The sequence below is a fragment of the Paenibacillus sp. Y660 genome (assembly GCF_057221575.1).
Map to the genome: position 1 here is coordinate 68,975 of NZ_JBXBBJ010000004.1, position 21,111 is coordinate 90,085.

Annotated in this window: 41 protein-coding genes and 1 pseudogene; 38 read left to right on the plus strand and 4 right to left on the minus strand. The window is 43.3% G+C overall.

Annotation, left to right across the window (positions count from 1 at the left end):
* The first annotated feature begins 26 nt into the window (after window positions 1-26).
* From ndk to AC2TDN_RS07085, 4 genes and pseudogenes are all read left to right on the plus strand, one after another.
* On the plus strand, window positions 27-425 hold the full coding sequence (ndk, locus tag AC2TDN_RS07070) for a nucleoside-diphosphate kinase (protein WP_482067333.1): 399 nt from the start codon (window positions 27-29) through the stop codon (window positions 423-425).
* A gap of 20 nt (window positions 426-445) precedes the next feature.
* Entirely contained in the window at window positions 446-1,087 is a 642-nt protein-coding gene (fsa, locus tag AC2TDN_RS07075) for a fructose-6-phosphate aldolase (protein ID WP_484687426.1), read from the plus strand.
* Between the two features lie 144 nt (window positions 1,088-1,231).
* Complete coding sequence (locus tag AC2TDN_RS07080; protein ID WP_484687427.1) at window positions 1,232-2,389, plus strand: P-loop NTPase family protein; 1,158 nt, start codon at window positions 1,232-1,234, stop codon at window positions 2,387-2,389.
* Window positions 2,389-3,276, plus strand: a pseudogene (locus AC2TDN_RS07085) (TadA family conjugal transfer-associated ATPase); the annotation flags it as partial. The gene AC2TDN_RS07080 and the pseudogene AC2TDN_RS07085, both read left to right, overlap by 1 nt.
* A gap of 18 nt (window positions 3,277-3,294) precedes the next feature.
* On the opposite strand, the gene AC2TDN_RS07090 reads toward AC2TDN_RS07085, so the two are convergent.
* Both AC2TDN_RS07090 and AC2TDN_RS07095 read right to left on the minus strand, forming a co-directional pair.
* Window positions 3,295-4,827 (minus strand): recombinase family protein, encoded by a 1,533-nt coding sequence (locus AC2TDN_RS07090; protein WP_484687582.1) that lies wholly within the window; start codon window positions 4,825-4,827, stop codon window positions 3,295-3,297.
* A gap of 1 nt (window position 4,828) precedes the next feature.
* Window positions 4,829-5,281 (minus strand): helix-turn-helix domain-containing protein, encoded by a 453-nt coding sequence (locus tag AC2TDN_RS07095; RefSeq protein ID WP_484687428.1) that lies wholly within the window; start codon window positions 5,279-5,281, stop codon window positions 4,829-4,831.
* An 89-nt stretch (window positions 5,282-5,370) separates the two neighbouring features.
* Here AC2TDN_RS07095 and AC2TDN_RS07100 point away from each other — a divergent pair, with 89 nt between their 5' ends.
* The 5 genes from AC2TDN_RS07100 to AC2TDN_RS07120 all read left to right on the plus strand — a co-directional run bounded on the left by AC2TDN_RS07100 (window position 5,371) and on the right by AC2TDN_RS07120 (window position 7,787).
* Complete coding sequence (locus tag AC2TDN_RS07100) at window positions 5,371-5,589, plus strand: helix-turn-helix domain-containing protein (RefSeq protein WP_484687429.1); 219 nt, start codon at window positions 5,371-5,373, stop codon at window positions 5,587-5,589.
* Window positions 5,590-5,644: 55 nt separating this feature from the next.
* Window positions 5,645-5,857 carry a hypothetical protein gene (locus AC2TDN_RS07105; RefSeq protein ID WP_484687430.1) on the plus strand — a complete coding sequence of 71 codons (213 nt, stop codon included), beginning with the start codon at window positions 5,645-5,647 and terminating at the stop codon, window positions 5,855-5,857.
* On the plus strand, window positions 5,841-6,728 hold the full coding sequence (locus tag AC2TDN_RS07110) for a DUF3102 domain-containing protein (RefSeq protein ID WP_484687431.1): 888 nt from the start codon (window positions 5,841-5,843) through the stop codon (window positions 6,726-6,728). The genes AC2TDN_RS07105 and AC2TDN_RS07110 overlap by 17 nt, the downstream gene beginning before the upstream one ends.
* A 19-nt stretch (window positions 6,729-6,747) precedes the next feature.
* Window positions 6,748-7,089, plus strand: coding sequence for an ORF6C domain-containing protein (locus AC2TDN_RS07115; RefSeq protein WP_484687432.1), 342 nt, complete (start codon window positions 6,748-6,750; stop codon window positions 7,087-7,089).
* A 65-nt stretch (window positions 7,090-7,154) separates the two neighbouring features.
* The gene (locus tag AC2TDN_RS07120; RefSeq protein ID WP_484687433.1) at window positions 7,155-7,787 is read left to right on the plus strand and encodes a hypothetical protein; all 633 of its coding nucleotides are present in this window, start codon (window positions 7,155-7,157) and stop codon (window positions 7,785-7,787) included.
* A gap of 404 nt (window positions 7,788-8,191) precedes the next feature.
* Here AC2TDN_RS07120 and AC2TDN_RS07125 read toward each other — a convergent pair whose 3' ends face one another.
* Window positions 8,192-8,584 carry a helix-turn-helix domain-containing protein gene (locus AC2TDN_RS07125; protein WP_484687434.1) on the minus strand — a complete coding sequence of 131 codons (393 nt, stop codon included), beginning with the start codon at window positions 8,582-8,584 and terminating at the stop codon, window positions 8,192-8,194.
* Between the two features lie 179 nt (window positions 8,585-8,763).
* Here AC2TDN_RS07125 and AC2TDN_RS07130 point away from each other — a divergent pair, with 179 nt between their 5' ends.
* From AC2TDN_RS07130 to AC2TDN_RS07205, 16 genes are all read left to right on the plus strand, one after another.
* Window positions 8,764-8,991 carry a helix-turn-helix domain-containing protein gene (locus AC2TDN_RS07130; RefSeq protein WP_484687435.1) on the plus strand — a complete coding sequence of 76 codons (228 nt, stop codon included), beginning with the start codon at window positions 8,764-8,766 and terminating at the stop codon, window positions 8,989-8,991.
* A 273-nt stretch (window positions 8,992-9,264) separates the two neighbouring features.
* A complete protein-coding gene (locus AC2TDN_RS07135; protein WP_484687436.1) occupies window positions 9,265-9,405 on the plus strand; it encodes a hypothetical protein in 141 nt (46 codons plus the stop codon).
* 24 nt (window positions 9,406-9,429) lie between these two features.
* Window positions 9,430-9,555 carry a hypothetical protein gene (locus AC2TDN_RS07140; protein ID WP_484687437.1) on the plus strand — a complete coding sequence of 42 codons (126 nt, stop codon included), beginning with the start codon at window positions 9,430-9,432 and terminating at the stop codon, window positions 9,553-9,555.
* Window positions 9,556-9,558: 3 nt separating this feature from the next.
* Entirely contained in the window at window positions 9,559-9,681 is a 123-nt protein-coding gene (locus tag AC2TDN_RS07145) for a hypothetical protein (protein WP_484687438.1), read from the plus strand.
* Window positions 9,678-9,992 (plus strand): hypothetical protein, encoded by a 315-nt coding sequence (locus AC2TDN_RS07150; RefSeq protein WP_484687439.1) that lies wholly within the window; start codon window positions 9,678-9,680, stop codon window positions 9,990-9,992. The genes AC2TDN_RS07145 and AC2TDN_RS07150 overlap by 4 nt, the downstream gene beginning before the upstream one ends.
* 11 nt (window positions 9,993-10,003) lie before the next feature.
* Window positions 10,004-10,183 carry a hypothetical protein gene (locus AC2TDN_RS07155; protein ID WP_484687440.1) on the plus strand — a complete coding sequence of 60 codons (180 nt, stop codon included), beginning with the start codon at window positions 10,004-10,006 and terminating at the stop codon, window positions 10,181-10,183.
* A 255-nt stretch (window positions 10,184-10,438) separates the two neighbouring features.
* Entirely contained in the window at window positions 10,439-10,684 is a 246-nt protein-coding gene (locus AC2TDN_RS07160; RefSeq protein ID WP_484687441.1) for a hypothetical protein, read from the plus strand.
* A complete protein-coding gene (locus AC2TDN_RS07165) occupies window positions 10,647-11,015 on the plus strand; it encodes a hypothetical protein (RefSeq protein ID WP_484687442.1) in 369 nt (122 codons plus the stop codon). The genes AC2TDN_RS07160 and AC2TDN_RS07165 overlap by 38 nt, the downstream gene beginning before the upstream one ends.
* Entirely contained in the window at window positions 11,012-11,317 is a 306-nt protein-coding gene (locus AC2TDN_RS07170; RefSeq protein ID WP_484687443.1) for a hypothetical protein, read from the plus strand. Before AC2TDN_RS07165 ends, AC2TDN_RS07170 begins: the two co-directional genes overlap by 4 nt.
* 225 nt (window positions 11,318-11,542) lie before the next feature.
* Window positions 11,543-12,418 carry a YqaJ viral recombinase family nuclease gene (locus AC2TDN_RS07175; RefSeq protein WP_484687444.1) on the plus strand — a complete coding sequence of 292 codons (876 nt, stop codon included), beginning with the start codon at window positions 11,543-11,545 and terminating at the stop codon, window positions 12,416-12,418.
* A 1-nt stretch (window position 12,419) separates the two neighbouring features.
* Complete coding sequence (gene recT / locus AC2TDN_RS07180) at window positions 12,420-13,226, plus strand: recombination protein RecT (RefSeq protein WP_484687445.1); 807 nt, start codon at window positions 12,420-12,422, stop codon at window positions 13,224-13,226.
* Window positions 13,227-13,306: 80 nt separating this feature from the next.
* Window positions 13,307-13,648: a hypothetical protein gene (locus AC2TDN_RS07185; protein ID WP_484687446.1), complete on the plus strand. Its 342-nt coding sequence runs from the start codon at window positions 13,307-13,309 to the stop codon at window positions 13,646-13,648.
* A gap of 87 nt (window positions 13,649-13,735) precedes the next feature.
* Window positions 13,736-14,218 (plus strand): ead/Ea22-like family protein, encoded by a 483-nt coding sequence (locus tag AC2TDN_RS07190; protein ID WP_484687447.1) that lies wholly within the window; start codon window positions 13,736-13,738, stop codon window positions 14,216-14,218.
* Entirely contained in the window at window positions 14,202-14,369 is a 168-nt protein-coding gene (locus AC2TDN_RS07195) for a hypothetical protein (RefSeq protein WP_484687448.1), read from the plus strand. The genes AC2TDN_RS07190 and AC2TDN_RS07195 overlap by 17 nt, the downstream gene beginning before the upstream one ends.
* 13 nt (window positions 14,370-14,382) lie before the next feature.
* On the plus strand, window positions 14,383-14,715 hold the full coding sequence (locus AC2TDN_RS07200) for a hypothetical protein (RefSeq protein ID WP_484687449.1): 333 nt from the start codon (window positions 14,383-14,385) through the stop codon (window positions 14,713-14,715).
* On the plus strand, window positions 14,712-14,930 hold the full coding sequence (locus tag AC2TDN_RS07205) for a hypothetical protein (RefSeq protein WP_484687450.1): 219 nt from the start codon (window positions 14,712-14,714) through the stop codon (window positions 14,928-14,930). Before AC2TDN_RS07200 ends, AC2TDN_RS07205 begins: the two co-directional genes overlap by 4 nt.
* 39 nt (window positions 14,931-14,969) lie before the next feature.
* Here the strand turns inward: AC2TDN_RS07205 and AC2TDN_RS07210 are convergent, their stop codons facing one another.
* Complete coding sequence (locus AC2TDN_RS07210; protein ID WP_484687451.1) at window positions 14,970-15,134, minus strand: hypothetical protein; 165 nt, start codon at window positions 15,132-15,134, stop codon at window positions 14,970-14,972.
* Between the two features lie 117 nt (window positions 15,135-15,251).
* On the opposite strand from AC2TDN_RS07210, the gene AC2TDN_RS07215 reads away from it, so the two are divergent.
* The 13 genes from AC2TDN_RS07215 to AC2TDN_RS07275 all read left to right on the plus strand — a co-directional run bounded on the left by AC2TDN_RS07215 (window position 15,252) and on the right by AC2TDN_RS07275 (window position 21,080).
* Complete coding sequence (locus AC2TDN_RS07215) at window positions 15,252-15,401, plus strand: ribbon-helix-helix domain-containing protein (protein WP_484687452.1); 150 nt, start codon at window positions 15,252-15,254, stop codon at window positions 15,399-15,401.
* A 3-nt stretch (window positions 15,402-15,404) separates the two neighbouring features.
* Window positions 15,405-16,295, plus strand: a complete 891-nt coding sequence (locus AC2TDN_RS07220; RefSeq protein WP_484687453.1) for a DnaD domain-containing protein — start codon at window positions 15,405-15,407, stop codon at window positions 16,293-16,295.
* 25 nt (window positions 16,296-16,320) lie between these two features.
* A complete protein-coding gene (locus tag AC2TDN_RS07225; protein WP_484687454.1) occupies window positions 16,321-16,947 on the plus strand; it encodes a hypothetical protein in 627 nt (208 codons plus the stop codon).
* Between the two features lie 56 nt (window positions 16,948-17,003).
* A complete protein-coding gene (locus AC2TDN_RS07230) occupies window positions 17,004-17,270 on the plus strand; it encodes a hypothetical protein (RefSeq protein ID WP_484687455.1) in 267 nt (88 codons plus the stop codon).
* A 263-nt stretch (window positions 17,271-17,533) separates the two neighbouring features.
* A complete protein-coding gene (locus AC2TDN_RS07235; RefSeq protein ID WP_484687456.1) occupies window positions 17,534-18,019 on the plus strand; it encodes a hypothetical protein in 486 nt (161 codons plus the stop codon).
* 12 nt (window positions 18,020-18,031) lie between these two features.
* The gene (locus AC2TDN_RS07240) at window positions 18,032-18,781 is read left to right on the plus strand and encodes a DNA cytosine methyltransferase (RefSeq protein ID WP_484687457.1); all 750 of its coding nucleotides are present in this window, start codon (window positions 18,032-18,034) and stop codon (window positions 18,779-18,781) included.
* 114 nt (window positions 18,782-18,895) lie between these two features.
* Complete coding sequence (locus AC2TDN_RS07245; protein WP_484687458.1) at window positions 18,896-19,492, plus strand: YopX family protein; 597 nt, start codon at window positions 18,896-18,898, stop codon at window positions 19,490-19,492.
* On the plus strand, window positions 19,489-19,824 hold the full coding sequence (locus tag AC2TDN_RS07250) for a DUF1064 domain-containing protein (RefSeq protein WP_484687459.1): 336 nt from the start codon (window positions 19,489-19,491) through the stop codon (window positions 19,822-19,824). The genes AC2TDN_RS07245 and AC2TDN_RS07250 overlap by 4 nt, the downstream gene beginning before the upstream one ends.
* Window positions 19,821-19,994 carry a hypothetical protein gene (locus AC2TDN_RS07255; RefSeq protein ID WP_484687460.1) on the plus strand — a complete coding sequence of 58 codons (174 nt, stop codon included), beginning with the start codon at window positions 19,821-19,823 and terminating at the stop codon, window positions 19,992-19,994. The genes AC2TDN_RS07250 and AC2TDN_RS07255 overlap by 4 nt, the downstream gene beginning before the upstream one ends.
* Window positions 19,995-20,007: 13 nt before the next feature.
* A complete protein-coding gene (locus AC2TDN_RS07260) occupies window positions 20,008-20,262 on the plus strand; it encodes a hypothetical protein (protein ID WP_484687461.1) in 255 nt (84 codons plus the stop codon).
* A 246-nt stretch (window positions 20,263-20,508) separates the two neighbouring features.
* Window positions 20,509-20,685 carry a hypothetical protein gene (locus tag AC2TDN_RS07265; RefSeq protein WP_484687462.1) on the plus strand — a complete coding sequence of 59 codons (177 nt, stop codon included), beginning with the start codon at window positions 20,509-20,511 and terminating at the stop codon, window positions 20,683-20,685.
* 12 nt (window positions 20,686-20,697) lie between these two features.
* A complete protein-coding gene (locus AC2TDN_RS07270; protein ID WP_484687463.1) occupies window positions 20,698-20,874 on the plus strand; it encodes a helix-turn-helix domain-containing protein in 177 nt (58 codons plus the stop codon).
* A 2-nt stretch (window positions 20,875-20,876) separates the two neighbouring features.
* Entirely contained in the window at window positions 20,877-21,080 is a 204-nt protein-coding gene (locus tag AC2TDN_RS07275) for a hypothetical protein (protein WP_484687464.1), read from the plus strand.
* The last annotated feature ends 31 nt before the right edge of the window (window positions 21,081-21,111 follow it).

Genomic DNA, 21,111 nt, shown 5'->3' on the forward strand with positions numbered 1-21,111 from the left:
ACCGATAGAGACAAGGGGGAATCTTAATGGACAGAACGTTTGTAATGGTGAAGCCGGATGGATATGCTCGAGGTTTGGTTGGTCGTGTTGTCAGTCGATTCGAAGAAAAGGGCTTTACACTTGTAGATGCGAAAGTCATGAAATTATCAAGAGAGCATGCCGAGCATCATTATGAGCATTTGCGCTCAAAGGTATTTTTTGACGAGTTGGTCGATTTCATTGTTTCGGGACCTATATTCGCTATGATCTGGGAAGGCAAGGACGCTGTCAAAAACGCGCGAGCGATAATTGGCGCAACGAATCCGTCAGATGCGCTTATGGGGACGATTCGCGGAGATTTTGCAATCGATGTAGCAAGCAATATTATCCACGGGTCGGACTCGCCCGAGAGCGCTGAGCGGGAAATTAAACTATTTTTCGAATAGTCTAAGGGAGATGACCGGTTATGAAATTTTTCTTGGATACAGCAAACGTAGATGAAATTAGACGGATTGCCAAGCTTGGACTCGTTGATGGTGTTACGACTAACCCTTCGCTTATTGCGAAGGAGGGACGCGATTTTAAACAAGTCATCCAAGAAATTTGCAGCATCGTACCCGGTCCTGTCAGCGCTGAGGTTATTGGCACGAGTGCCGATGATATGCTCAAGGAAGCTTTTGAAATTGCAGAATGGGCTCCAAACGTCGTCATAAAGCTGCCCTTGACGGAGAATGGGCTGTACGCGGCGCATGCACTTTCGGAGAAAGGCATTCAAACGAACGTAACGCTTGTGTTCTCCGCAGCGCAGGGGCTGATGGCGGCAAAAGCTGGCGCAGCCTTTATTAGTCCCTTCGTTGGACGATTGGACGATATCGGCGTAGAAGGCTTGAAGCTGGTTCGTGATCTGAATGCCATTATTCGCAACTATGGATATTCAACCGAAATCATTGTCGCAAGCATCCGCCATATTGGGCATCTAGAGCAAGCCGCTATCGCTGGGGCGCATATTGCGACCATTCCAGGCTCGCTTCTGCCATCGCTTTGGAAGCACCCGCTTACCGATATCGGTATTGAAAAGTTTTTAAGCGACTGGGGCAAGCAGAAGTAAATTGTTAGGTTGACGGATGGAATCGGAATATGGTAAATTTTATACAAAGTTAATGATCTAACACGGAAGCACCGTAAAAGGCCGCAGCTATCTGCGCCTTCTATGGTGCTTTTTTTGTGTTTTCTTGACGGAAAAGGGGGGAAGATGTTGAGCAAATATCAGCTGGCAGTGGCAGTGAGGGAACAAGAATACTTGAAGCGCTTGGCTGATTACATCCGCGACAGCAAGCTCGGCGAGCAATGGCAGATTACCGGGTTCACAAGTGCGGATGCATGCAGGCGCTATATGAAGCAGGGCTACAATATTGACTTGTTGGCCGCACAGCCCGAGTTGATTGCCGAGCTGGAGTCAGAACTGCCGAACATACCTGTTGCCGCGCTCGTATTGAAGCTGAGAGAGAGCAACGGCGAGAATGAGCTGCATCAATATCAGCCGCTGCCGCTGCTATTGCAGCGCTTAGTCGAGATACATGCCCGCACCGCCGTTCTTCCTATCCATACGGGAGGAACCACTGAAGCTGCTGCAGGTGCGAGAGTTATTTCGGTTTACTCGGCGGCAGGCGGCACAGGGAAGACCGCTTTGGCTCTTCACTTGGCACATGCTGCAAGTACGCACCGCTGCCGAACATTTTATCTGAACCTTGAGAGGTGGAATACATCGGTAAATTGGCTTGGATCACGGCGTAATGGCAATGGGATTAATGAAGTGGACGTGCAAAACGAAGGCTTATCGGAGTTCTTGTATGGTCTTAAAGCTCAGCCGGATCAAGCAGTGAATTGGCTTATGGAGCATCGGAAGCGTGACTCGCTGCTGCAGGCAGATTATTTGGCGGCTTGTACGAATATGGAGGATCGTATGACGCTTAGTGAGGATGATGCTTTAGGCTTAGTAGACGTTATCGTCCGAAGCGGGCAATACGATCTTATCGTTATCGATTTGGAGAGCGGTTTGGATGAGCTGCATGCCGTCGTTTTCGAAAGGTCGAATCAGGTGCTTTGGGTGTTGAATGACGAAGCATCGGTGCGGAATAAACATGCAATGGCCCTTCGTTATGGGGAACAGAGGTGGGGCAATAGATTCAACCGAATGTCCTCTAAATTCCTTACCGTAAAAAATCATGCAGCACAGGCTGAGATTCACTCAAGCAGAACAATAAATGGTTTGGCCCATGCTCATGCCCAGCTTCCAGAAATTCCGCAGTGGAGAGGTGCTGGCAGTGTGGCGCTGCTCTCATCTCCGCTATACCGGGCAGCGGTAGATAAGCTATTCATGCAGCTTAGCCCGGAAGGAGTAGAGGGCTGATGCTGAGCGAAGAGACTGTGCTTGCGCTGCGCGACAAAGTGCGGGCGAAAATCGATTTCAGCGGAGCGCTGTCTGACGACAGTCTGATGAGAATAGCGGAAGAAATCGTATTCGAGTGGTGCGAGCGTCATCCGCTTACAGCATCGGGAAAGGTGCAGCTGGTACGCAGACTTTTCCATTCGTTCAGAGGGCTTGATATTTTGCAGCCCCTGATGGAGGACCCATCGATCAGCGAAATCATGATCAACCATCATGCTGAAATTTTTGTTGAACGCAGGGGGCAAATGACGCTGCTGCCAGTTTCTTTCGAGAGTCGAGAGCGGCTGGAGGACTTAATTCAGACGGTCGTCGCCAGCGTGAATCGTGTCGTTAATGAGTCTTCTCCCATCGTTGACGCTCGTTTGAAGGATGGTTCAAGGGTGCATGTCGTGCTTCCCCCAGTTGCGCTGAAGGGGCCATGCATGACAATTCGAAAGTTTCCTGAGCAGCCGCTTACGATGGAACAGCTCGTTTCACTAGGGTCCATATCCGCTGAGGCTGCATCATTTTTAAAAGTGATGATTGCGGCGCAATACAACATCTTCATAAGCGGAGGTACGGGAACAGGCAAGACAACCTTTCTAAATGCATTGTCTCAGTTTATCGGAGCAGACGAGCGAATCGTGACCATCGAAGACTCCGCGGAGCTTCAAATTCGTACCGTTCCGAATTTAGTCTCGATGGAGACACGGAATGCTAATACAGAGGGTAAAGGTGAAATAACGATTCGTGATCTCATTCGCGCTTCGCTCAGGATGCGTCCTAACCGAATCATTGTTGGCGAGGTGCGCGGCGGAGAAGCGCTTGATATGCTGCAAGCCCTCAATACTGGCCATTCCGGAAGTGTATATAGTACAAAATGCTAGTCAGCGATATTTCAATTCAACCGTCGCCGGGAAGTAACGCCCATACCTGTATCCCCTCGGATTATCCATGTCACTGAATAAACGAATCTCATCAAACAACTCATTTAGAAGTTCTTTCTTCTCCATCGCATCAGCATCTTCCCACGCTTGTCCGAATGTTTCTAGCTTGATTTTGATCTCCTCATTTTCTACAACGCGATCCTGCTGTTCCTCCAATGTTTTTAATATTGTTGCTTCTGTTTCGTACTCCACATTTAAACGACTTCGTAAATCGTCAGCTGTAACTAATTCCTCAATGAACATGAACTGCCACTTCTTTACGCGGGACCGGACAACTTCAAGGTCGCGTTTAAGTTTCTGAACCATCTTCGCGCGTGCGGCATTCTGATTATCGGCTTTTTTCTTCTCCGCAGAAGTAAGAACCTTATCAACGTTAACGCCTGAGATGTATTCCATGACCAAATGTTCAACATGCTTCTGTTGAAAAGTAGGCATTTTACATGTGCTGTTCTCTTTACGAGTGCTGCAGATATAATAAGGCGTTCTTGTGATATTCCCATTGCGGTCCTGTCGACTATTAGCTAGCCTTCCGAACATACTTGACCCACAACGACCGCAGCGAAGAAGTCCGGTGAAATAGTAGTCCAGTTTTCGAGAGTAGCCGGAATCAGATCTACTACGCATATATCTTAGATGCTCGTAAAATTCCTCTTCCGTAAAGATGGCATCATATATTCCTTTTTCATGAATAACACCCTTGCGCATTTCTTTCTTATGTCCTGCATATTTACCATTCTCCATTTTGTTACCGAACTGAATGATCCCGGCATAGAATGTATTTGCGAGTGTCATGGATACGGTTGAAGCGCGCCAGGTAGATCCTCTGCGCGTTATTCCTTGGTCAATCAATTTCATTGCAATTGATTTGAATCCCATGTTTTCTTTCATGTACATGTGGCGCACAAGGCGAATTATTTCTGCCTCTTCAGGAATAATATTACCCTCTTTATCGTATCCGTACGGAAAAGCACCATTAGGCCGCTTACCTTCCTTAACCTTCTGCTCCATACCAAAGCGAACGCGTTCCCCGATCAGCTCACGTTCAAACTGCGCAAATACGCCTAGCATGCCGAGCATAGCCATGCCCATAGCGGTGCTGGTATCGAATTTTTCCTGCTTGCTTATAAAAGAGACACTATGGAGCTTCAGATAGCCTAGCAGCTCGTATAAGTCCTTTACCGAGCGAGTGAGCCTATCGAACTTGTGAACTAGCACAGCGTCAAACAAGCCCTTTGTAGCGTCTTCAAGCAATCGTTGTAGTTGAGGTCTATTCATATCTTTTGCAGATATACCCTCATCCATATAAATATCAGAAATGGAGTACTCATTGACCTTGCAGTATTCGATTAACGTAGCACGCTGTGCCCGGAGTGAATAACCGTCTTCAACTTGCATATCCGTAGATACCCTCAAATATATTGCAATCCTCATGATGTTCCTCCTAATAAAGAAGCCCCTAGAGAGGGGCTGCATCTTAATTCTCAATTATTCCATCAATTTCTTCTACAGTGTATTCCTTTATTTCAATTTTTTTGAGTGTGTCTTCTTGAATAAAAGGAATTTCTTTTGCGTAATGGTAGAACCTCAAATAATTATCATGATGAAGTTCTCTTATTTCTTTCCTTTTTTGTAATGCAAAAGGAGTAGTGGCAGATGGATGAAATGCCTCGTGATAATCTTGATAACCTACATAGGTATGAAACAAACGGAATCCTTCAAAGTCCAATTCTGCAATTCCTAATAAAAAATCAGATCTCTCTTTAAAAAGTTTTGATAATTTAACTAATGTTTCTAGGTTTGGCTCACGCTGACCGTTTTCTATTTTACCGTATCCGGGTGCTGACATGCCGATTGTGTTCGCGACTTCTCTTTGAGAAAGGCCCTTTTTTTCCCGGAGCCATTTTAAACGTGCAGAAAAAAGTTCCAAAATAATTACCTCCACTTATTGACAAGTAAACAAAATGGCTATATATTTAAGTTGTAAGAAACGAAACGGATACAAAAGGGGGTGTTAATATGTCATATCCAAAAACAAGTATCGAAAAACATAGACGATCTAATTTTTTGAATCAATCTGATGTAGCAGAAGACTTAGGCATGTCGATTGTCAATTATTCTAAAATCGAACGAGGCCAACGCCGGTTAACAGTTGATGTTGCTCTGAAGCTTGTGAAAATATTCAAATTAAATTCAATTGAAGAACTACTCGAAAAGGAAACATTAGAAGCAGTTTAAATCCATTATGGCTATTTTATACTGCGTTAAGCAGTAATACAAGGAGGAAAGGTAAATGAATGATGTTGAACTCAAACAATTAACTGATGAAATCGAACAGGATGCAAAGCTTTTAGGATCTGAGATATGGAGAATTGGAAGAAAATATTTGGGATCTGCTGCAACCAACAAACAAATTGCTGAATTTTCAGCTAATCATCTTGGTTTTTCAACAGATATGATACTCACTTTTATGAGAAAGGCGGACCCCAATGGATTATCTCGATAATTCTACTCTTGCAAAGTTAACAAGTGAGATTCACTTTTTTAATGAACAAGGGGTAAAAGTTTCGATAGAAGTTGGTAAACGATTAGAGGAAGCAAAGAAAGAATTTCCTAGATCTGAGCTATGGATGAATTGGGTAGAAACGGAGTTTGGATATAAAAAATCACAAGCTTATAAACTCGTTGCAATATCTAAAAGATTCCACTCGAGTGGAAATTTAATAGAAGGGAAAACCATTAATGAAGTGTATGCTTTGACTGCATTTGAAGATGAAGAATTACAAGAATTAAAGCAGCTTCCAACAGGAGAAATAAAGCGGCCTGTCGACATGAACAGTAAAGAGATTGAACAATATAAGAAAGAAAAAGAGGAAGTTGAAAAAAAACTTCAAGATGCCGAACGTCGCGCAGCACAAGCAGAAGCTGCAGCCGTCACAGAAAAAAACAAAGCATTGCATGCAGAAAAGTTGTGGGAACAAGCAAAGAATCAGCCTGTAAGAGTTGAGACAAAGGTAGTCGAAGTCATGCCTTCTGACTATAACGATTTAAAGAAACAATCAGAGATTACCCAACAGTTAAACAGCGAAGTCATACAACTAAAGAGGGCTAATACGGAAATTAGAAGTCAGTATGAGGAAAAGATATCTCAACAGCAAAGAACTGAATTTTCAAAGAAGAATCTTCAAAAGTATTTGTCTGAACACATTCGCTCATTAACAATGAACCATGATAGTGCAATTTTCAACTTTTCAGATATTCAAGGCGACCGAGAAGCATACGAAATTGTAATGAAATTCCTCACACAATATGAGGCCATCGTAAAGAAACAATTCTCTGAATGGGAACAACTAACTGCCATACGTGCAGTAAATTAAAAAAAGGGAGCTAATAACCATGTTAAACAAACAACCGGATCGTTTTGAAATTCTTTTGAGAGCCAGTGAGAATCTTGTGGGGAAGATGCATGACCATGAAGATCGTATTCTAAAGTTGGAGCGTCATGCACCGGTAGGATCGCGCAGCGCCCTTAACATTCGTAGACGTGTCGTTTCTCATGTCACAAAACTTTTAGGCAAGGAGCATCCTGAATATCGCAAAACCATTTCTCGTTTATGGCATGATTATTGGCAAGCTTTTGGAGTTACTTCATACCTAGATACTCCTGCTGCCCTATATGACGAAGCTATCTCATATATCGACCGTTGGAGACCAGTACATCTTGTAGATGCCGGATAGCACAAACAATCGTGAAATTCACGACAGTTTAAACTATAAAATTTATTATTAAGGAGCCTGATGTGATGAATGAGCATCTAATTATCGAAAAAGCTAAAGAGTTAAGGGAATCAGTTGGAGGAAATATATTCGGGTTTCCCGTATCTGAAAGTGATCCTCACTCAAAATATGCTGTAGCGATGTTTGATGGTGAGAAAATTAAGGCATTCCCGGGACTGATGGGAATTGAAGATGCGGCAGCTGGTATATTGGAGATCCTAAATGGCTTAGAAAGCGCCGGTCTAGATCACGATTACGAACGGAATGTTCGATTAATATCTTATGAAGCACAACTAAACGCCCCTAACGTTACAATGAGACGATTACGAGATCATGAAATTAAACACCAGCATGGTTTCAAACTTGGTGAGGATGTTTTTGAAATCGAAAATGATGTTAAACATTTTTCTGCCAGGGGTTTGGTTAAATTGAGTTACATTCTGGTGGTTGATGAGAAAAACGCGAAAGCCACAATATTTATGGATGGTTATTACAAACTACTATCTCATAAAAATTACGGAAAGACGGCAGGTTCCATAAAACAAGAGGTAAGAAGACTTGGAAAAGATAAAGCTCTGAAGTGGATTGAACAAACGTTCCAAAGATACATTACCGACGATAAAGAAGTATTTGAACTAATGAAAAATGTTAGAGAATAAAAAAATCGCCTTCATAAGAAGACGATCACACACCTATTGCTCCGACCAAGAAGATAGGTGAAACAGAATACTGCTATTATATCTCATACTTAACAAACTTGGAATGAGGAACTTCAGTTCCTCTCCAAGAAAATTGTTCCAATAGCCCAAAGAGGGTATTAAAAATACCCCTTTACAGGAACGTGTGTTCGGTTTAGAATAAGAACATATAAGGCGGCTGCATATTAAAACTTGGGGGTACCACGCATGAAGGTACAGGAAACTGATATAACTGATCGATTAAGGTCCTTATTCTCTATATGCGATAACACTCAACTGGAAGCAGCGAAGAATTACATAATTATATCTCATTTAAATCATGAACCATTCGACCAACTACTCATACAAATAGAAGAAAGACGCCGTTAATCGGCGTCTTTCTCATTTGGAAACATAATATGTATCATCTCTTTTAATCGCTTACGTTCATCATCTGTTAATTTCTTTCCATTAAGAGTGATTCCTTCTTGGTTCAATAGGTGAAAGAGTTCATGAGCCTCGGCAGCTGCAGTTTGTTCTTTAATCCCTTCTCCTGATTTAACCTTTGATACGAACGAATCTCTTCCTAATAAATATTCAGATGTTACATTTAAGGTCGATGCAATTTTATCTAGTTCGTCAGCTCTCGCTTTTCTTTTTCCAGCTTCTATTCTCGAGAGAACGCTGTTGTTTATCCCAACTCTTTCGGCTAACTCTAGTTGTGACCAATCGCGTTTTTCCCGCAATCGCTTAATACGATCACCTACGGCGACATCCACGTTACTTCCTCACCTTTCAGAACTTTATTTTATTTGGCACTTATAAACTTAACACTATTTTCTAAAACAGAAAATTATCTTTGCTAATTCAGAAAATATTTGTTGACTTTGCTGTTTTAGCAATGTATATTGAGAATATAAGTTTTGCTAATTCAGAAAAATCATAGGAGGTGAAGAAAGTGAAGGAAATCAACCTTGCACTAATAAAAAAGAGACGCAAAGAAATGCGCATTACTCTTCAAGACATGGCTGCTTACTTGGGTTTCAAGAATGCATCGAATTACTACAAGTACGAATCAGGGAAATACAGATTCAATGCTGAGCATCTTCCTTTAATTGCCGATAGGTTAAAACTTAAAATGAATGATATTTTTTTTAATCATAATTTTGCTAAATTAGCAAAGTGAGCAAAGAGATAGGCAATTGACATCTTTAAAATTTGTGGATGACCTTATGGGAAATTAAGCCACACGGCCATATGTAAGATTTTATAACAAAAATCAAATAAATGAAATCTTAAGGAGTTCCGAAGATGACACCCAACCTTCCTGAAAGATTAAAGAACCGCGGCATTCTACCGCCGCCTAAAGAAAAAGTGAAAGTAATGCTATCTGAAATAAAAGCCCAAGCGTTGCATGACATCCTTTTTAAACCCTCTAAAAAAATTAAGGAGGCATCCCATGAGACTGGAAGACGACCCAACAGTAAAGAGGTTGCCGAGTGAAAGAATGCGCAAGCAATTCGCAAAACTTATCGTCAGAGAAAACCTTAAATTGCAAGCAAAAATCAAAAAAGAAAACGAAAAGCGCCCTCATCAATAAGAAACTTACTAAGGAGGCTACCTCATGAGACCAGTTGGACACGATGGTAAAGAAATTTCCGAGCAAGCATGGATCAGAGCACATGCCGTTATTTCCAGAATTGAAGAGAGGAAAAATGCGAGATTAGTAAATGAGCAGAAGGGAGCTTAATCCATGCCAATGATAGATGGAAAATTAATTATGAATGAAGCTGAAGGGAAATTGCTCAAAGAAAAAATGGAGATCCACTTAATCCCAGCACTACAGCGACAAGGAAAGAAAGCTAAAGGCGCGTGAACCACTCTCTATACACTTCTCAGCAAGCCTTAAAAGCCTACAGAGAAGCAGCATACCACGAACGATTGAATATCATGACGCGTTACTTTGAAGAGGATCTGCCTATTGTGGTGGAGGAAATGAAAAAGAAGATGGGGGGCGAAAAAATGCTTAGCAGAGAGAAATTAGAAAATTACCTAAAGGAATCTTGCGAAGATACAAATAGCGAAGTTGATCGATTTATCAAAGAATTGCTGATCCAGATTGAATTTGGAGCATTTGAGCCAGAAGAGGAAGACGATTCAAACTACGCTTATAAAAACTTTTTATAGGAGGCCTAACCATGGAAAACCCAATCATAGCCGCAGGAGAGCGCCAAAACAACCGCATCCCTTATCGCCGGCCCATCGACCTATTTAATCCTTGCGAATGCGGCAAGCACGAATCAGTAGCCATATTCAAAGGCAAACAGCGCCTTTGCTCAACCTGCCTAGAAGGCATATGCGGGGTGACGCTGATATGAGAATGAGAGTGCAACCAGTCAGCAGACCACAGCCGGTACGCAATCCTATCAAAGGCGATCCATTTTGGGGGAAGGGTGGAATTCGCACGTGACTGACCACGACAAAGAGTTCATATGTCTTAGCTGCAAATGGACCAGCTCAACGAGTGGGAATACAGCTTACTGCAACAAAGTGGGATTTGAGTGTAACGGTAGCCAATATCGTCCGACCCAAATTTGCGAAGATTATGAAGCCAAGCAAGAGGGAGCTTAAAAATGATTCTTTCTAAATACGATTCGGACGCTGACGTATATCAATTCTATCAAATCAAAGGCGACAACGTGACTTACGAGAAACGCTTTCTAAAAGGCCAGACCACTAAGCCTCTGCGTAGATGGTCGCACACCCTACAGGAACTTGGATGGACAAGCATGGAAAGCTACATCAATCACCTTAAATCGATGGGCTACAAGGAGGTCAAGCATGCAAGCATGGCAACACCTACAACCGCAGCTGTCTGAATTTATCCGAGACTTACACTCACAAGGCTGGACGGACGCTGAAATAGCCAAATCGCTTGATGATAAAGAGTATTGGGTGACTAAAGCGCCATTCGTTGGAGAGCAATATAATCCAGTATTCAATTACGAATCAGCCAGTTTCACCCTTCACGCGTTGTGCAACACGGTTGAGATGCTGACTGGATCTGACACAGCGTTTCTAAACGAGCTAAACGGTCATATACGGTCACTGTTGAATGTTGGGTATGAGCAAGACGCGGCAGCGCAGGAAGGCCAGAGAGAGATAGTGTGGGCGTTTAACAAATCGATGGAGAGAAGGGATATTGCATGAGTGAAAATGCTAGATATACAGATGATCAAATCGATGTGTTTTGGAAAAAGGCAGACGATGCAAGAGCTGAAAATAGACATTTAAGCGACGACATGTTCGATCTTATCCTCGCTCTCAAAGATGCATATAAAGAGTCTGACCAGTACAAACAGCAAGCGGAAGAGAGAGGTAAGGCACTGGAGTTTTATGCAGTTAAGAATAATTGGGAACTTCCTTCGTTTGGAAGAGGGCATTCAGTTGTTACGTCAGATAGAGGGGAATTAGCGCGAAAGGCTATTGGAGAGGAGCAACCAAATGAATGATCACGCATTGCGGAAAGGGTGTCAGCACTATGCAAGAAAGATGCAAATGCAAATATTGCGAATGGGCAAGGAAGTTTAAGCAACGTAAGCCTAAGGGCAGCCGGAGAGTAATGATCGTTTTGTTTCGGTATCATCGCAAAGAAAAAGGAGCTGCGTCAACAGCTCCCGTCAGAGAAATGTAAAAGGTTATTACGGTCAGTTTAACTTAAAAGGGGGAGTTTTTCAATGCAAGCTTTAAGACTCGTTAATACGGAAGACCTCATACATGACGAATGGCTGGAGTATCGAAAGCAAGGGATCGGCGGCAGTGACGTGGCTGCCATCGTAGGACTAAGCCGGTTTAAATCAGCTTTCTCAGTATATCTCGACAAAATAGGCGAGCTTCCACCTCTTGAAGACAATCCGAAAATGAAGGCCGGACGCGTGTTGGAGCCTGTTATTGCCGATTGGTTCACCGCTGAAACGGGAATCAAAACGCAGGAACAAAAGTGGATCTTTCAGCATGCGGAACACCCATTTATGCTGGCTAACATTGACCGCTGGTTACCTGGCGAGAATGCCGGGCTTGAAATCAAAAACACCTCAGAATATTGCCGGAACGACTGGTTTGAGGGAAACACAGAGATCATTCCGACCGAGTACCAGCTGCAGGCTAATCACTATATGGCCGTTACGAACGCGGATAAATGGTATGTGGCCGTATTGATAGGCGGTTGGGACTTTCAATGGCGCATCATCGAGCGCGACGAGAAGCTAATTAAGAACCTTATCACCATCGAGAATAACTTTTGGGAGAATCACGTTCAAGCAAAAGTCCCTCCACGAGTCGGCGCGCAGGACACGGACATAATGAAATTCCTGTATCCATCTAGCGCCTCTACAAGCCTTGCTATAAGCGAAGCGTACTACGACCTTATAAAGAGACTCCTAGACACGAAAAACGCGCTAGAAGCCGCCAAGGAAGCCCACGAGGACGTTAAAAATCAAGTTAAACAGATCATGGGCGAAAATGAGCTTGCAACATGGCAGGGTGACAAATTCTGCTCATGGAAATCTAACAAAAACGGTACGCGAGTATTCAAAATATTAGGAGGAATTTAACATGGGGAAAGAATTGACGGACCAAACAGCATTGGCAAATAGACTGGAACAAACGGCGTTGACTCCATCTGCTCCGGGCAAAACATTAAACGACCTTTTCAACGATATGATGCCAGCCATCAAGCAAGCAATTCCGAAGCATATGACCCCTGAGCGGCTTCTAAGGATCGCGACAACAAGTATCAGACAAAACCCTAAGTTAAAGGCTTGCACGGCACAAAGCCTACTTGGAGCCGTTATGCAATGCGCGCAGCTTGGACTCGAACCTTCTGTATTGGGGCATGCCTACCTGATTCCCTATAAAAACAAAGGTGTCGATGAATGCCAGTTCCAAATTGGATACAAAGGGCTTATCGAAATGGCGCGCCGGACCGGGCAAATCAGCAGTTTAATTGCTCACGGTGTCCATGAGAAAGACGAATTCGAATACGAGTATGGACTGAACGATAAATTGCGTCATGTGCCAGCAGATGGTGAGCGAGGAGCCATTGTCCGTTACTACGCATGCGCTAAATTCAAGGATGGCGGTTACTCGTTCCTTGTGATGAGCAAACGTGATATCGAGATTCATAGAGACAAATTCAGCAAAACAAAACAGTACGGACCATGGGTTGACCACTTTGATGAGATGGCGAAAAAGACAGTGTTGAAGGCGCTTATGAAGTATATGCCGATCAGTGTCGAGTTTCAGAGGGCGGTTGACCAGGACGAAACAACGAAGCATTATGACGGTTCTTCAGATGATATGTCAGAAATTATCGACGTTACAGACTACAGTCAGCAAGGGCAATCAGAGGTAACAGCGTAGGGGCTTCTCGCCCCTTCCCTGTCCGCTATAAACGTAAATTAAGAGGGATTGACCTATAAACCTATTGGAGGATGAAACATATGAAAGTATTTATCGAGGACGTGCTAAATGAGGAAGGGGAAGCAAAAGGGAAATTGTATCTTGAATCAGATTCGATGCAATTCATCATTCGAGAGTATAACGGTAAATTCAGCGATAAAGGCGTAGAGGGAAGCAAGAACCATGGCTACTTTACGAACATCAAATCTGCACTTACTCACCTTATCAAGATGAAGGTCATGCAATCAACTGCTCAGACGCTCACAGCGCTCCGTGAGGACATTAAAAGGATTGAATCAGACATAAACCTAGGTTTTGATTGGAGTGGTTTGCAGGTCTCTACAGAGCGCGAGAGTGTTGAAGAACTAGAAGAAGTAATTTAATTAGCCGAAGGCCTCCGATTCGACCGCACTACCTAGCGACAGCGGAGGCCGTAAAGGATCTTATAAACCTATTAGGAGATGAGATAGATGATTGAAGCGATAAAAGAAGCGTTGGAGAAGGCTACACCGGGGCCGTGGAAATCAGTTACTTACATGACAACAGAGGGCTGGGAGGTAAGGACGGTTGGAGGCGAACCTATAACAGGATATGGGAGTATCATGCAATCATCGCAAGACGCCCACCTAATCGCCAAATCTCCTGAGTGGATACGTTACCTCCTTGATGAACTGGAGAAGGCAGATAAAGAAATCGCTAAATACCACAAGCTGCACGATGACGGATATAACGAAATTCGTATCCTACAAGGCGATTACGAACGAGCTAAGTCTGCTGTATTCAAGTGGAGTGCGGAATGTGACAGGTTGCGCACCGAACACACCGCCATGAAGGAAGCGCTGGAAGGATACGCAATTATGGGATTGGATGGCGCTAAGCACGTCCTCTCCACTCTCTCAAAGCCTGATCAACACAAAATCATAGAGGAGGCTCCTAATGGAACAGTGGACTAATAACGCCTGCTTGGGCTACGTAATCAAAGGAATGCAAGGCAAGGGCAAGAGTGAAGAAGAGATACAAGAGATCGTCAGCGCGGTTCGTGGTCAGTTTGATTGGGTTTCCGTCGACGAAGCTGCTGAGATCTACAACAAATCGAGTTACTAGGAGGATATAGAGAATGAGTGAAATTAGAGACTTGAATAACTTAAGAACACAGTGGTTGGAGCATATTTTTATAGGCACAAGAGAGGAAGTTTTGTACATCATAGACCGCGCCTTAACTGCTGAAAAGGAACGCGACGATCTGCAGAAGCGCGTGGAGGAGTTGGTAGGCGAATCGGAAAAGTGGAAAGCTGAAGCTAAACGCCAATATACCCTCTTCAACGCCGAGTTGGACATAACGCGGAAATTGAGAGAATCACTAGAAGAAGCTGGTGTATTTGATCCAACTAGACATCGCTTCAAAATGGACGCTAACGGAAATCTAACACCAATCGAGGACACCCAATGAGCAAAATTAACGAAAACGGTAATATCCAGTACTACAAAGCACCACTTTGGCTCACCATACGCATCAATGTCAAAGCTCGCTTTCTTCGTTTTGTAGCGAATGCTGATGGAATGTGGTGGATTGTGAAGTGTTTCTGCCGCAAGCATCCGGTATATGAGATTGCAATAATTTTAGGTTGGTTGGCTGTTCTTATTACGTGGATGTTCTACGACTAAGGTTTTACTTCATCAGGAACAAACTCCAGCAGAGGGCGATTACTCGCCCTTCTCGGCAGCTACGTTATCACGAATCCATTCTTTCAAAGCTTTATTTATCTGCTGGCTGACGGAGCGATCATCTTCTTCAGCCAGTTTAACCATACACGCATGAACCTCTGGATCGAGCGTTATGGCGGTTCTCACTTTATTGAACTGTTTCATTTTCATCACCTTGTATCATATCTTATCACACCAAAAAAATTTTATGCACAAATATCAAATTGTATATACAAAAGTATGATAGTATATGATACAATCAAATCAAAGGAGGCGAACGATATGAAAGATACAGCGAGTGTCGTAATGCGAGTGGACAAAAATTTCCTTGAACGCATTGATCAGAAGTGCAAGAGAGACGGGTTCCTGACTCGCACCGAGTACATTCTATACCTGATTCGCAATGATGTAGCGGAAACTCGGGCGGTGTAGCGAATGGCTTGGATCGAGAGTCACCAAGGCTTATCAGCACACCCTAAGACAAAAAAGTTAATGCGACGTTTGAATATTCCCGGCCCTGTAATAGTTGGTCATCTTCATTATCTTTGGTGGTGGGCGCTCGACTTTGCTCAAGACGGAGAGATAACGCAATATGATCAGTTCGACATTGCGGACGCATGTGAGTGGAAAGGCGATGCAAACGATTTTTATGAAGCTCTTATCCATTCTGGATTTATTGACAAGCAGCATGATCGTTACTTTATTCATGATTGGTATGACTATGCCGGAAAGTTAATTGAAATACGCAAAAAAGATGCTGATAGAAAAAAGAAAGCAAGAGAAAAAGGTAAAGTGTCCAGCGGAAGTCCAGAAGATGTCCAGCGGACATCCGGTGGAAGTCTAGTGGATTCCGAGGGACGGCGTACGGAGTCCATACGTGACCTTGACCTTAACCTAGACCTAGACCTTATAAAAGAATCTACTACTCCTACTACTAACCCGTTTCGGCTTTTTGAATCGGAAGGATTCGGAACCATAAGTGCAACGATAAGAGAAAAACTAGGAGATATGATCGATTTCTATAGTGAACGTTGGGTAATCGAAGCAATGAAAAAAGCGTCAGTTGCGGGTATAAGAAGTATTCCTTACGTTGAAGGGATATTAAAAGGCTTTAAGTCAGAAGGCGTAGATGAGCCTTGGACAGTTGAAAAGAAAAGTGATCAGAAGCAACAAGGTAACGTCACCAATCTTCAACGAGGACGATCCTACAAGCCGAGCATACCTATAGTTGCAGACAAGCCATTTACACAATCCGTTTCACCTGATGAAATGGAAGAGCTTCTCAAACTGGCGAGGAAATTAGACGGAGAAGCATTGGAAGCTTAAAACCAAAATTAGAGGAGCGATTGATATGAACATGAAAAACGTAACTAAAACAGGATTAAACGATTTTATAAATGCAAAAGTAGGAAAAAACAAAAAGGAAGTCAATGTAGAGATTGAGACAATGATAAACAGCGCACTAGGTCAAGCCATTGATAATTATGTCAGCTGTGAAAAAGTAGAGAAAGCAGGACAAGTGCTAGCGGATGAAATGACAAATGCGATTTCAAAGTACAAAACAATCCTTACAGGTTGGAAATACACCGAAATTGTTCAAGATTGCAACCGATACGCAACAGTACTAGGACAAAGAGTGCGCGATGAAATCATAAAAATTGCTAATGAGAACATTCGAAATCCCCAAAAAGGATCATTTGACCTTGGAAACAAGGAGCTAAATGAAACTGTAATAATGCTCCAAAAACAAGTAGCACCGCTTTATAAAAAGCTAGTTGATTTAGAAAGATTGAAAATTGAACTGGAACGAGTAATTAAAAACGAACCTACTGGAGGTCGCGGATATAAAGCGTTAGTGGCATTAGGTGTTGATATGGAAGGTTTTGAAGCTACTTCTGACAACTTGCCTGCCATAGTAAAGCTATCAGTTGATGTGTGCATGTTAAATGGTAATTGCGAGAAAAAAGAAACTGCTTAATGCCGAATTTATACGCAGAGGGATGGAGGCTTTCGGTATGGAGGATCATCCAGGGCGTGAAGGACACAAAAAAGGGAGCGATGAGAATGAAGCCTGATATCACATCAAACGAAATCATCTATACGCCGATTCAAGAAAAGCCATATAAAGTTCATGTGATCGATGGAGCATTAAATCCACCCCACACACAAGGACATGTTTATTGCACTGGATGTGGAAAAGGACACCACTACAGATGGAACCAAGAAGGGCCTTGGGTAAAAGTGAAATGCCCAATTTGCTTGACGGTGTCAGCGTGGTTCGAGGAATACGACGAGGATTAAAGGGCCGAAGGCCATCATATCGACAGAATAATCCCAGCAACGCGGGGGCCGTACAGGGTCTTATAGGGTTGTATAGGATTTCAATAGTCAGAAGATTGGGACAAAGGAGAGATACTGAATGACATTCGATTTTTGCCAATGTGAAGATTGCGGCCAACATTTTGCAGTAGCTGCCGGAGAATACGAAGAGCCAACCTGTCAATGCGGTTGTTCGAACACTAAATACATCGGCACAAAGACGATAGAAATCGGAGGGATTAACCTTGCCGCGTACAAACCCAAAATACAGGCCATTGCAGAAGGACACATTCCGTACGATTGACGAAAAGGTAGCAGCAAAAATATCAAAGCAGTACGAAGGTGAATGCCTTGGTTATTACAAGACCGCATGGACCGTATACGTTGCAATTGTCAGGATCGGCGAGCGTTATGAATTCTGTTGGATGGACGAGTGTTACATAACACCAACCGGTTACAACAGTTGGGGCGCTCAAAAGGTTGATTATTACCGAAAGGATGGAAATGGGTGGGACAACTATTTTGAACACTCATGGTCATGGATCGGTCAAGATGCGATTGACGAGTACTTTGATTGGGTAGCCGCGCAGGAGGAGATTATTTATGCGGAAGAACACAAGCCAGTTGCTGAACCGATCAAGATACAACCAAAGCTGAAGGATGTAAAAACTAAGACGAAGCCGCAAACAGTTGACGATAGACAGATGGATTTATTTGAATTCGTTGTTTAGGAGGCATTTTGAGTGAATGCATTGAGTTTATTTAGCGGCATCGGCGGTATTGATTTAGCAGCTGAGTGGGCCGACATAAAAACGGTGGCATTCTGCGAGAGAGAACCATTTCCGCAAAAGGTACTTAAAAAGCATTGGCCGGACATTCCCATATATGACGATGTATGCACGTTAACGAAAGAGAGGTTAGATGCAGATGGCGTTGGAGCAATTGACATTATTTTCAGCGGAGACCCTTGCCAACCTTACAGTACTGCCGGGGACAGAAAAGGCGAAGAAGATGACCGTTTTCTCTGGCCGGAGGTTAACCGCCTCTTGGAGACCGTTAGACCCAACTGGATTGTGCGTGAGAATGTTACTGGAAACATCACACTGGGCCTCGATGGAACGCTTGCTGACTTGGAAAACAACGGATACACCTGGCGGACGTTTGTTATACCAGCTTGCGCCGTTGGAGCCAAACACAGACGAAACAGAGTATTCGTTGTGGCCCACCTTAACGGCTTCAGAGTGGAAAGGAGTGCCACGGAACAGATTTTTCGGGAGTTCAACATACAGATCGGACAAATTAGCGAGCCGTTTTCGGAAGCAGAAAGAAGATATGACACATTTGAATCCCGATTATGCAGAACTCTTCATGGGATTCCCAACGGGGTGGACAGAATTAAAGCACTCGGAAACGCCGTAAACCCGTATCAAATTTTCCCCATCCTAGCAGCCATAAAACAAATAGACGACATGATAAGGAGTTGTACCCCATGAGAGATATAAAACACCACAAACTAAACGCACTACCCCTCACAAAGAGTAGGAAGCCGGCAACACCAGCAGTAGAGAAAGCAAGTAGCAAGAAGTCGATGAGGAGATATTTTGTTAATGGAGGCGGTGATGATTGTGCATAGGAAGACTAAGTTTAGAGCTTGGCATCGAGAAAGAAATGTTATGTTGCGTGACGGAGATATATTTTTAGAGGATCATCATCCAAGTTGGTGGATCGGTAGAATTGTAGAGCCATGCACGATAACAAGTCATGGATTGTTGTACTGGATACTGGAAACAAAATTACCGGACGCGACAGACGGACATTATGACCATATGACTTTGTACAATCGTCACATGGAGATCATGCAATACACTGGCTTGAAAGACCGCAACGGAGTGGAGATATACGAGGGGGATGTTGTGCAAATCGTCGATATCGGAATCGACAATGTAAACGATATTGATTACTTCGAACAGTGGCTGATAAACGAAAAAGTCATATCGCACACGATTAACGAAGATGGCTATATCAGTTATCAGTATGCCAAATGTATCGACACGGTTGTACTGGATAGAATCCCATGCTACTGGCTACAGAATGAATCCTTCGGATATGAAGGGGAGGACTTAGTAAGCCCAAGCGACTGCGAAGTCATTGGCAACATATACGAACACCCTCACCTTTTACCCAAGGAGGAAGAACCAACATGAGCAAATACGGAGCAAGGAAGACGATCATCGACAACATCAAATTTGACTCTCAAGCTGAAGCCCTTTATTACAACCGTCTGAAGCTGCTCAAGAAAGGCAAGAAGATCAAAGAGTTCGAGTGCCAGCCAGTGTTTGTGCTGCTGCCGCCGTTCCAAAAGGGCAAAAAGAAGTACAGCGGCATCAAGTATATTGCCGACTTCCGAATTGAACATTTGGACGGATCGATTGAGATAGTGGATGTGAAGGGATTTAAAACGGACGGATACCGGCTGAAGAAGCAACTATTCGAGAGCCTATATCCCGATCTCACGATAACGGAGGTTAGTGCATGAGAGTGATAGTGACATTAGAAGATCCAGCTTTTCAAGGGAAAATGGTTAAAGTATACGACTATCCAGGTTTGAAAAGAAGAATTGCTGTATGCAACACAATAAACAGGCTGCGAGATGATCACAGTTTAAGAATGCTTTCTGTAACAGGAATTCGCACACAAAGAAATTAAAGGAGTGGAGCACATGAGTTACGACCTTCATAATCGGGACAGAGTTAAAACGAGAAAAGAACATAAGTGCGAGGGTTGCTTTGAAGTGATCCCAAAAGGAACTGAAACGAATCACTGCAAAGGTAAATATCAAGGCGATTGGTACAACTACCACATGTGCGACCCATGCATCGAGTACATGGATAACAAAGAAGGTTGGGATGATGGTTTTATTCCAGGCGAAGTAGGCGACTTGAGGAATGAGCATGAAAAGGAGTTGATTGCATGAGCAAAAACGACCTCATAACCGAAAGGGACACCTTACAAAGCAAACTGGACTGGCTCGGGGTGCGTTCAACAGGCTCTGAAAGGATCGAAAAGCGCATCCGAGAGATTGATAGAGAGATGGGACAGTCACACACGTTGTATAAGCCACCTGAGAGAGTCGTAGAGCGATTTTAATAGACTTGATGAATAAATACTTGGTAGAAAATCAGAAGCGCTGAGAGAGGCGTGTGGAAGGGGGATGGTATGAATGAAATATAAGGTTATAAAAGATATTCCAGACGGATGGGAAACAAAAGCAACAGTAGGAGATATTTTAACGGTTGGAAGATGGGAAGGCGATCCAACACTCATGAAAGGTAAAAAGGCAGTGTGTGATGTTGATAGCCCGTATGCCTTGGAACATTGCGAAAAGATAACCGAATAGGAGGCATAACCAATGGCTAAATACGGCGAAAGGTTACGACTAAGACGCAAAGCTCGCGGACTCTCGCAGAATCAACTAGCTGAACTAGTAGGCTGTACAGGAAGATCCATAAGCAACTATGAGCGGCATGGTGAAGCGCCGGAGTCGTATATTGGGAATCGGATCGGTGAGGTATTGGGGGAGTTTTGAGAATGAATGGATTGTTTGATCGTCTGACAGCGGAAGTGGACAACATTAGAAATCAAGTGTTTCCAAAACTCGAAAACCAAGCCGAAAATGCTAAAGATCGGGGAGATGTTGAAAATTTAAAGGAGTCTATTCGGGAGCAGAAAATGTACAATGATCGTTTATCTGAAATTGTCTTATTGCTTGAAAAGATGACTAATGATCTTTAGTGAATAAATTTGACCATTAGAAAGGGTTGAC

What these genes read in the sequence shown, in the direction of transcription:
- ndk (WP_482067333.1), top strand. Translation starts at nt 27, where the DNA reads ATGGACAGAACGTTTGTAATGGTGAAGCCGGATGGATATGCTCGAGGT.
- fsa (WP_484687426.1), top strand. Translation starts at nt 446, where the DNA reads ATGAAATTTTTCTTGGATACAGCAAACGTAGATGAAATTAGACGGATT.
- AC2TDN_RS07080 (WP_484687427.1), top strand. Translation starts at nt 1,232, where the DNA reads ATGTTGAGCAAATATCAGCTGGCAGTGGCAGTGAGGGAACAAGAATAC.
- AC2TDN_RS07090 (WP_484687582.1), bottom strand. Translation starts at nt 4,827, where the DNA reads ATGCAGCCCCTCTCTAGGGGCTTCTTTATTAGGAGGAACATCATGAGG.
- AC2TDN_RS07100 (WP_484687429.1), top strand. Translation starts at nt 5,371, where the DNA reads ATGTCATATCCAAAAACAAGTATCGAAAAACATAGACGATCTAATTTT.
- AC2TDN_RS07105 (WP_484687430.1), top strand. Translation starts at nt 5,645, where the DNA reads ATGAATGATGTTGAACTCAAACAATTAACTGATGAAATCGAACAGGAT.
- AC2TDN_RS07110 (WP_484687431.1), top strand. Translation starts at nt 5,841, where the DNA reads ATGGATTATCTCGATAATTCTACTCTTGCAAAGTTAACAAGTGAGATT.
- AC2TDN_RS07115 (WP_484687432.1), top strand. Translation starts at nt 6,748, where the DNA reads ATGTTAAACAAACAACCGGATCGTTTTGAAATTCTTTTGAGAGCCAGT.
- AC2TDN_RS07120 (WP_484687433.1), top strand. Translation starts at nt 7,155, where the DNA reads ATGAATGAGCATCTAATTATCGAAAAAGCTAAAGAGTTAAGGGAATCA.
- AC2TDN_RS07135 (WP_484687436.1), top strand. Translation starts at nt 9,265, where the DNA reads ATGAGACTGGAAGACGACCCAACAGTAAAGAGGTTGCCGAGTGAAAGA.
- AC2TDN_RS07140 (WP_484687437.1), top strand. Translation starts at nt 9,430, where the DNA reads ATGAGACCAGTTGGACACGATGGTAAAGAAATTTCCGAGCAAGCATGG.
- AC2TDN_RS07145 (WP_484687438.1), top strand. Translation starts at nt 9,559, where the DNA reads ATGCCAATGATAGATGGAAAATTAATTATGAATGAAGCTGAAGGGAAA.
- AC2TDN_RS07155 (WP_484687440.1), top strand. Translation starts at nt 10,004, where the DNA reads ATGGAAAACCCAATCATAGCCGCAGGAGAGCGCCAAAACAACCGCATC.
- AC2TDN_RS07160 (WP_484687441.1), top strand. Translation starts at nt 10,439, where the DNA reads ATGATTCTTTCTAAATACGATTCGGACGCTGACGTATATCAATTCTAT.
- AC2TDN_RS07165 (WP_484687442.1), top strand. Translation starts at nt 10,647, where the DNA reads ATGCAAGCATGGCAACACCTACAACCGCAGCTGTCTGAATTTATCCGA.
- AC2TDN_RS07170 (WP_484687443.1), top strand. Translation starts at nt 11,012, where the DNA reads ATGAGTGAAAATGCTAGATATACAGATGATCAAATCGATGTGTTTTGG.
- AC2TDN_RS07175 (WP_484687444.1), top strand. Translation starts at nt 11,543, where the DNA reads ATGCAAGCTTTAAGACTCGTTAATACGGAAGACCTCATACATGACGAA.
- recT (WP_484687445.1), top strand. Translation starts at nt 12,420, where the DNA reads ATGGGGAAAGAATTGACGGACCAAACAGCATTGGCAAATAGACTGGAA.
- AC2TDN_RS07185 (WP_484687446.1), top strand. Translation starts at nt 13,307, where the DNA reads ATGAAAGTATTTATCGAGGACGTGCTAAATGAGGAAGGGGAAGCAAAA.
- AC2TDN_RS07190 (WP_484687447.1), top strand. Translation starts at nt 13,736, where the DNA reads ATGATTGAAGCGATAAAAGAAGCGTTGGAGAAGGCTACACCGGGGCCG.
- AC2TDN_RS07195 (WP_484687448.1), top strand. Translation starts at nt 14,202, where the DNA reads ATGGAACAGTGGACTAATAACGCCTGCTTGGGCTACGTAATCAAAGGA.
- AC2TDN_RS07200 (WP_484687449.1), top strand. Translation starts at nt 14,383, where the DNA reads ATGAGTGAAATTAGAGACTTGAATAACTTAAGAACACAGTGGTTGGAG.
- AC2TDN_RS07205 (WP_484687450.1), top strand. Translation starts at nt 14,712, where the DNA reads ATGAGCAAAATTAACGAAAACGGTAATATCCAGTACTACAAAGCACCA.
- AC2TDN_RS07210 (WP_484687451.1), bottom strand. Translation starts at nt 15,134, where the DNA reads ATGAAACAGTTCAATAAAGTGAGAACCGCCATAACGCTCGATCCAGAG.
- AC2TDN_RS07215 (WP_484687452.1), top strand. Translation starts at nt 15,252, where the DNA reads ATGAAAGATACAGCGAGTGTCGTAATGCGAGTGGACAAAAATTTCCTT.
- AC2TDN_RS07220 (WP_484687453.1), top strand. Translation starts at nt 15,405, where the DNA reads ATGGCTTGGATCGAGAGTCACCAAGGCTTATCAGCACACCCTAAGACA.
- AC2TDN_RS07225 (WP_484687454.1), top strand. Translation starts at nt 16,321, where the DNA reads ATGAACATGAAAAACGTAACTAAAACAGGATTAAACGATTTTATAAAT.
- AC2TDN_RS07245 (WP_484687458.1), top strand. Translation starts at nt 18,896, where the DNA reads ATGGAGGCGGTGATGATTGTGCATAGGAAGACTAAGTTTAGAGCTTGG.
- AC2TDN_RS07250 (WP_484687459.1), top strand. Translation starts at nt 19,489, where the DNA reads ATGAGCAAATACGGAGCAAGGAAGACGATCATCGACAACATCAAATTT.
- AC2TDN_RS07255 (WP_484687460.1), top strand. Translation starts at nt 19,821, where the DNA reads ATGAGAGTGATAGTGACATTAGAAGATCCAGCTTTTCAAGGGAAAATG.
- AC2TDN_RS07260 (WP_484687461.1), top strand. Translation starts at nt 20,008, where the DNA reads ATGAGTTACGACCTTCATAATCGGGACAGAGTTAAAACGAGAAAAGAA.
- AC2TDN_RS07265 (WP_484687462.1), top strand. Translation starts at nt 20,509, where the DNA reads ATGAAATATAAGGTTATAAAAGATATTCCAGACGGATGGGAAACAAAA.
- AC2TDN_RS07270 (WP_484687463.1), top strand. Translation starts at nt 20,698, where the DNA reads ATGGCTAAATACGGCGAAAGGTTACGACTAAGACGCAAAGCTCGCGGA.
- AC2TDN_RS07275 (WP_484687464.1), top strand. Translation starts at nt 20,877, where the DNA reads ATGAATGGATTGTTTGATCGTCTGACAGCGGAAGTGGACAACATTAGA.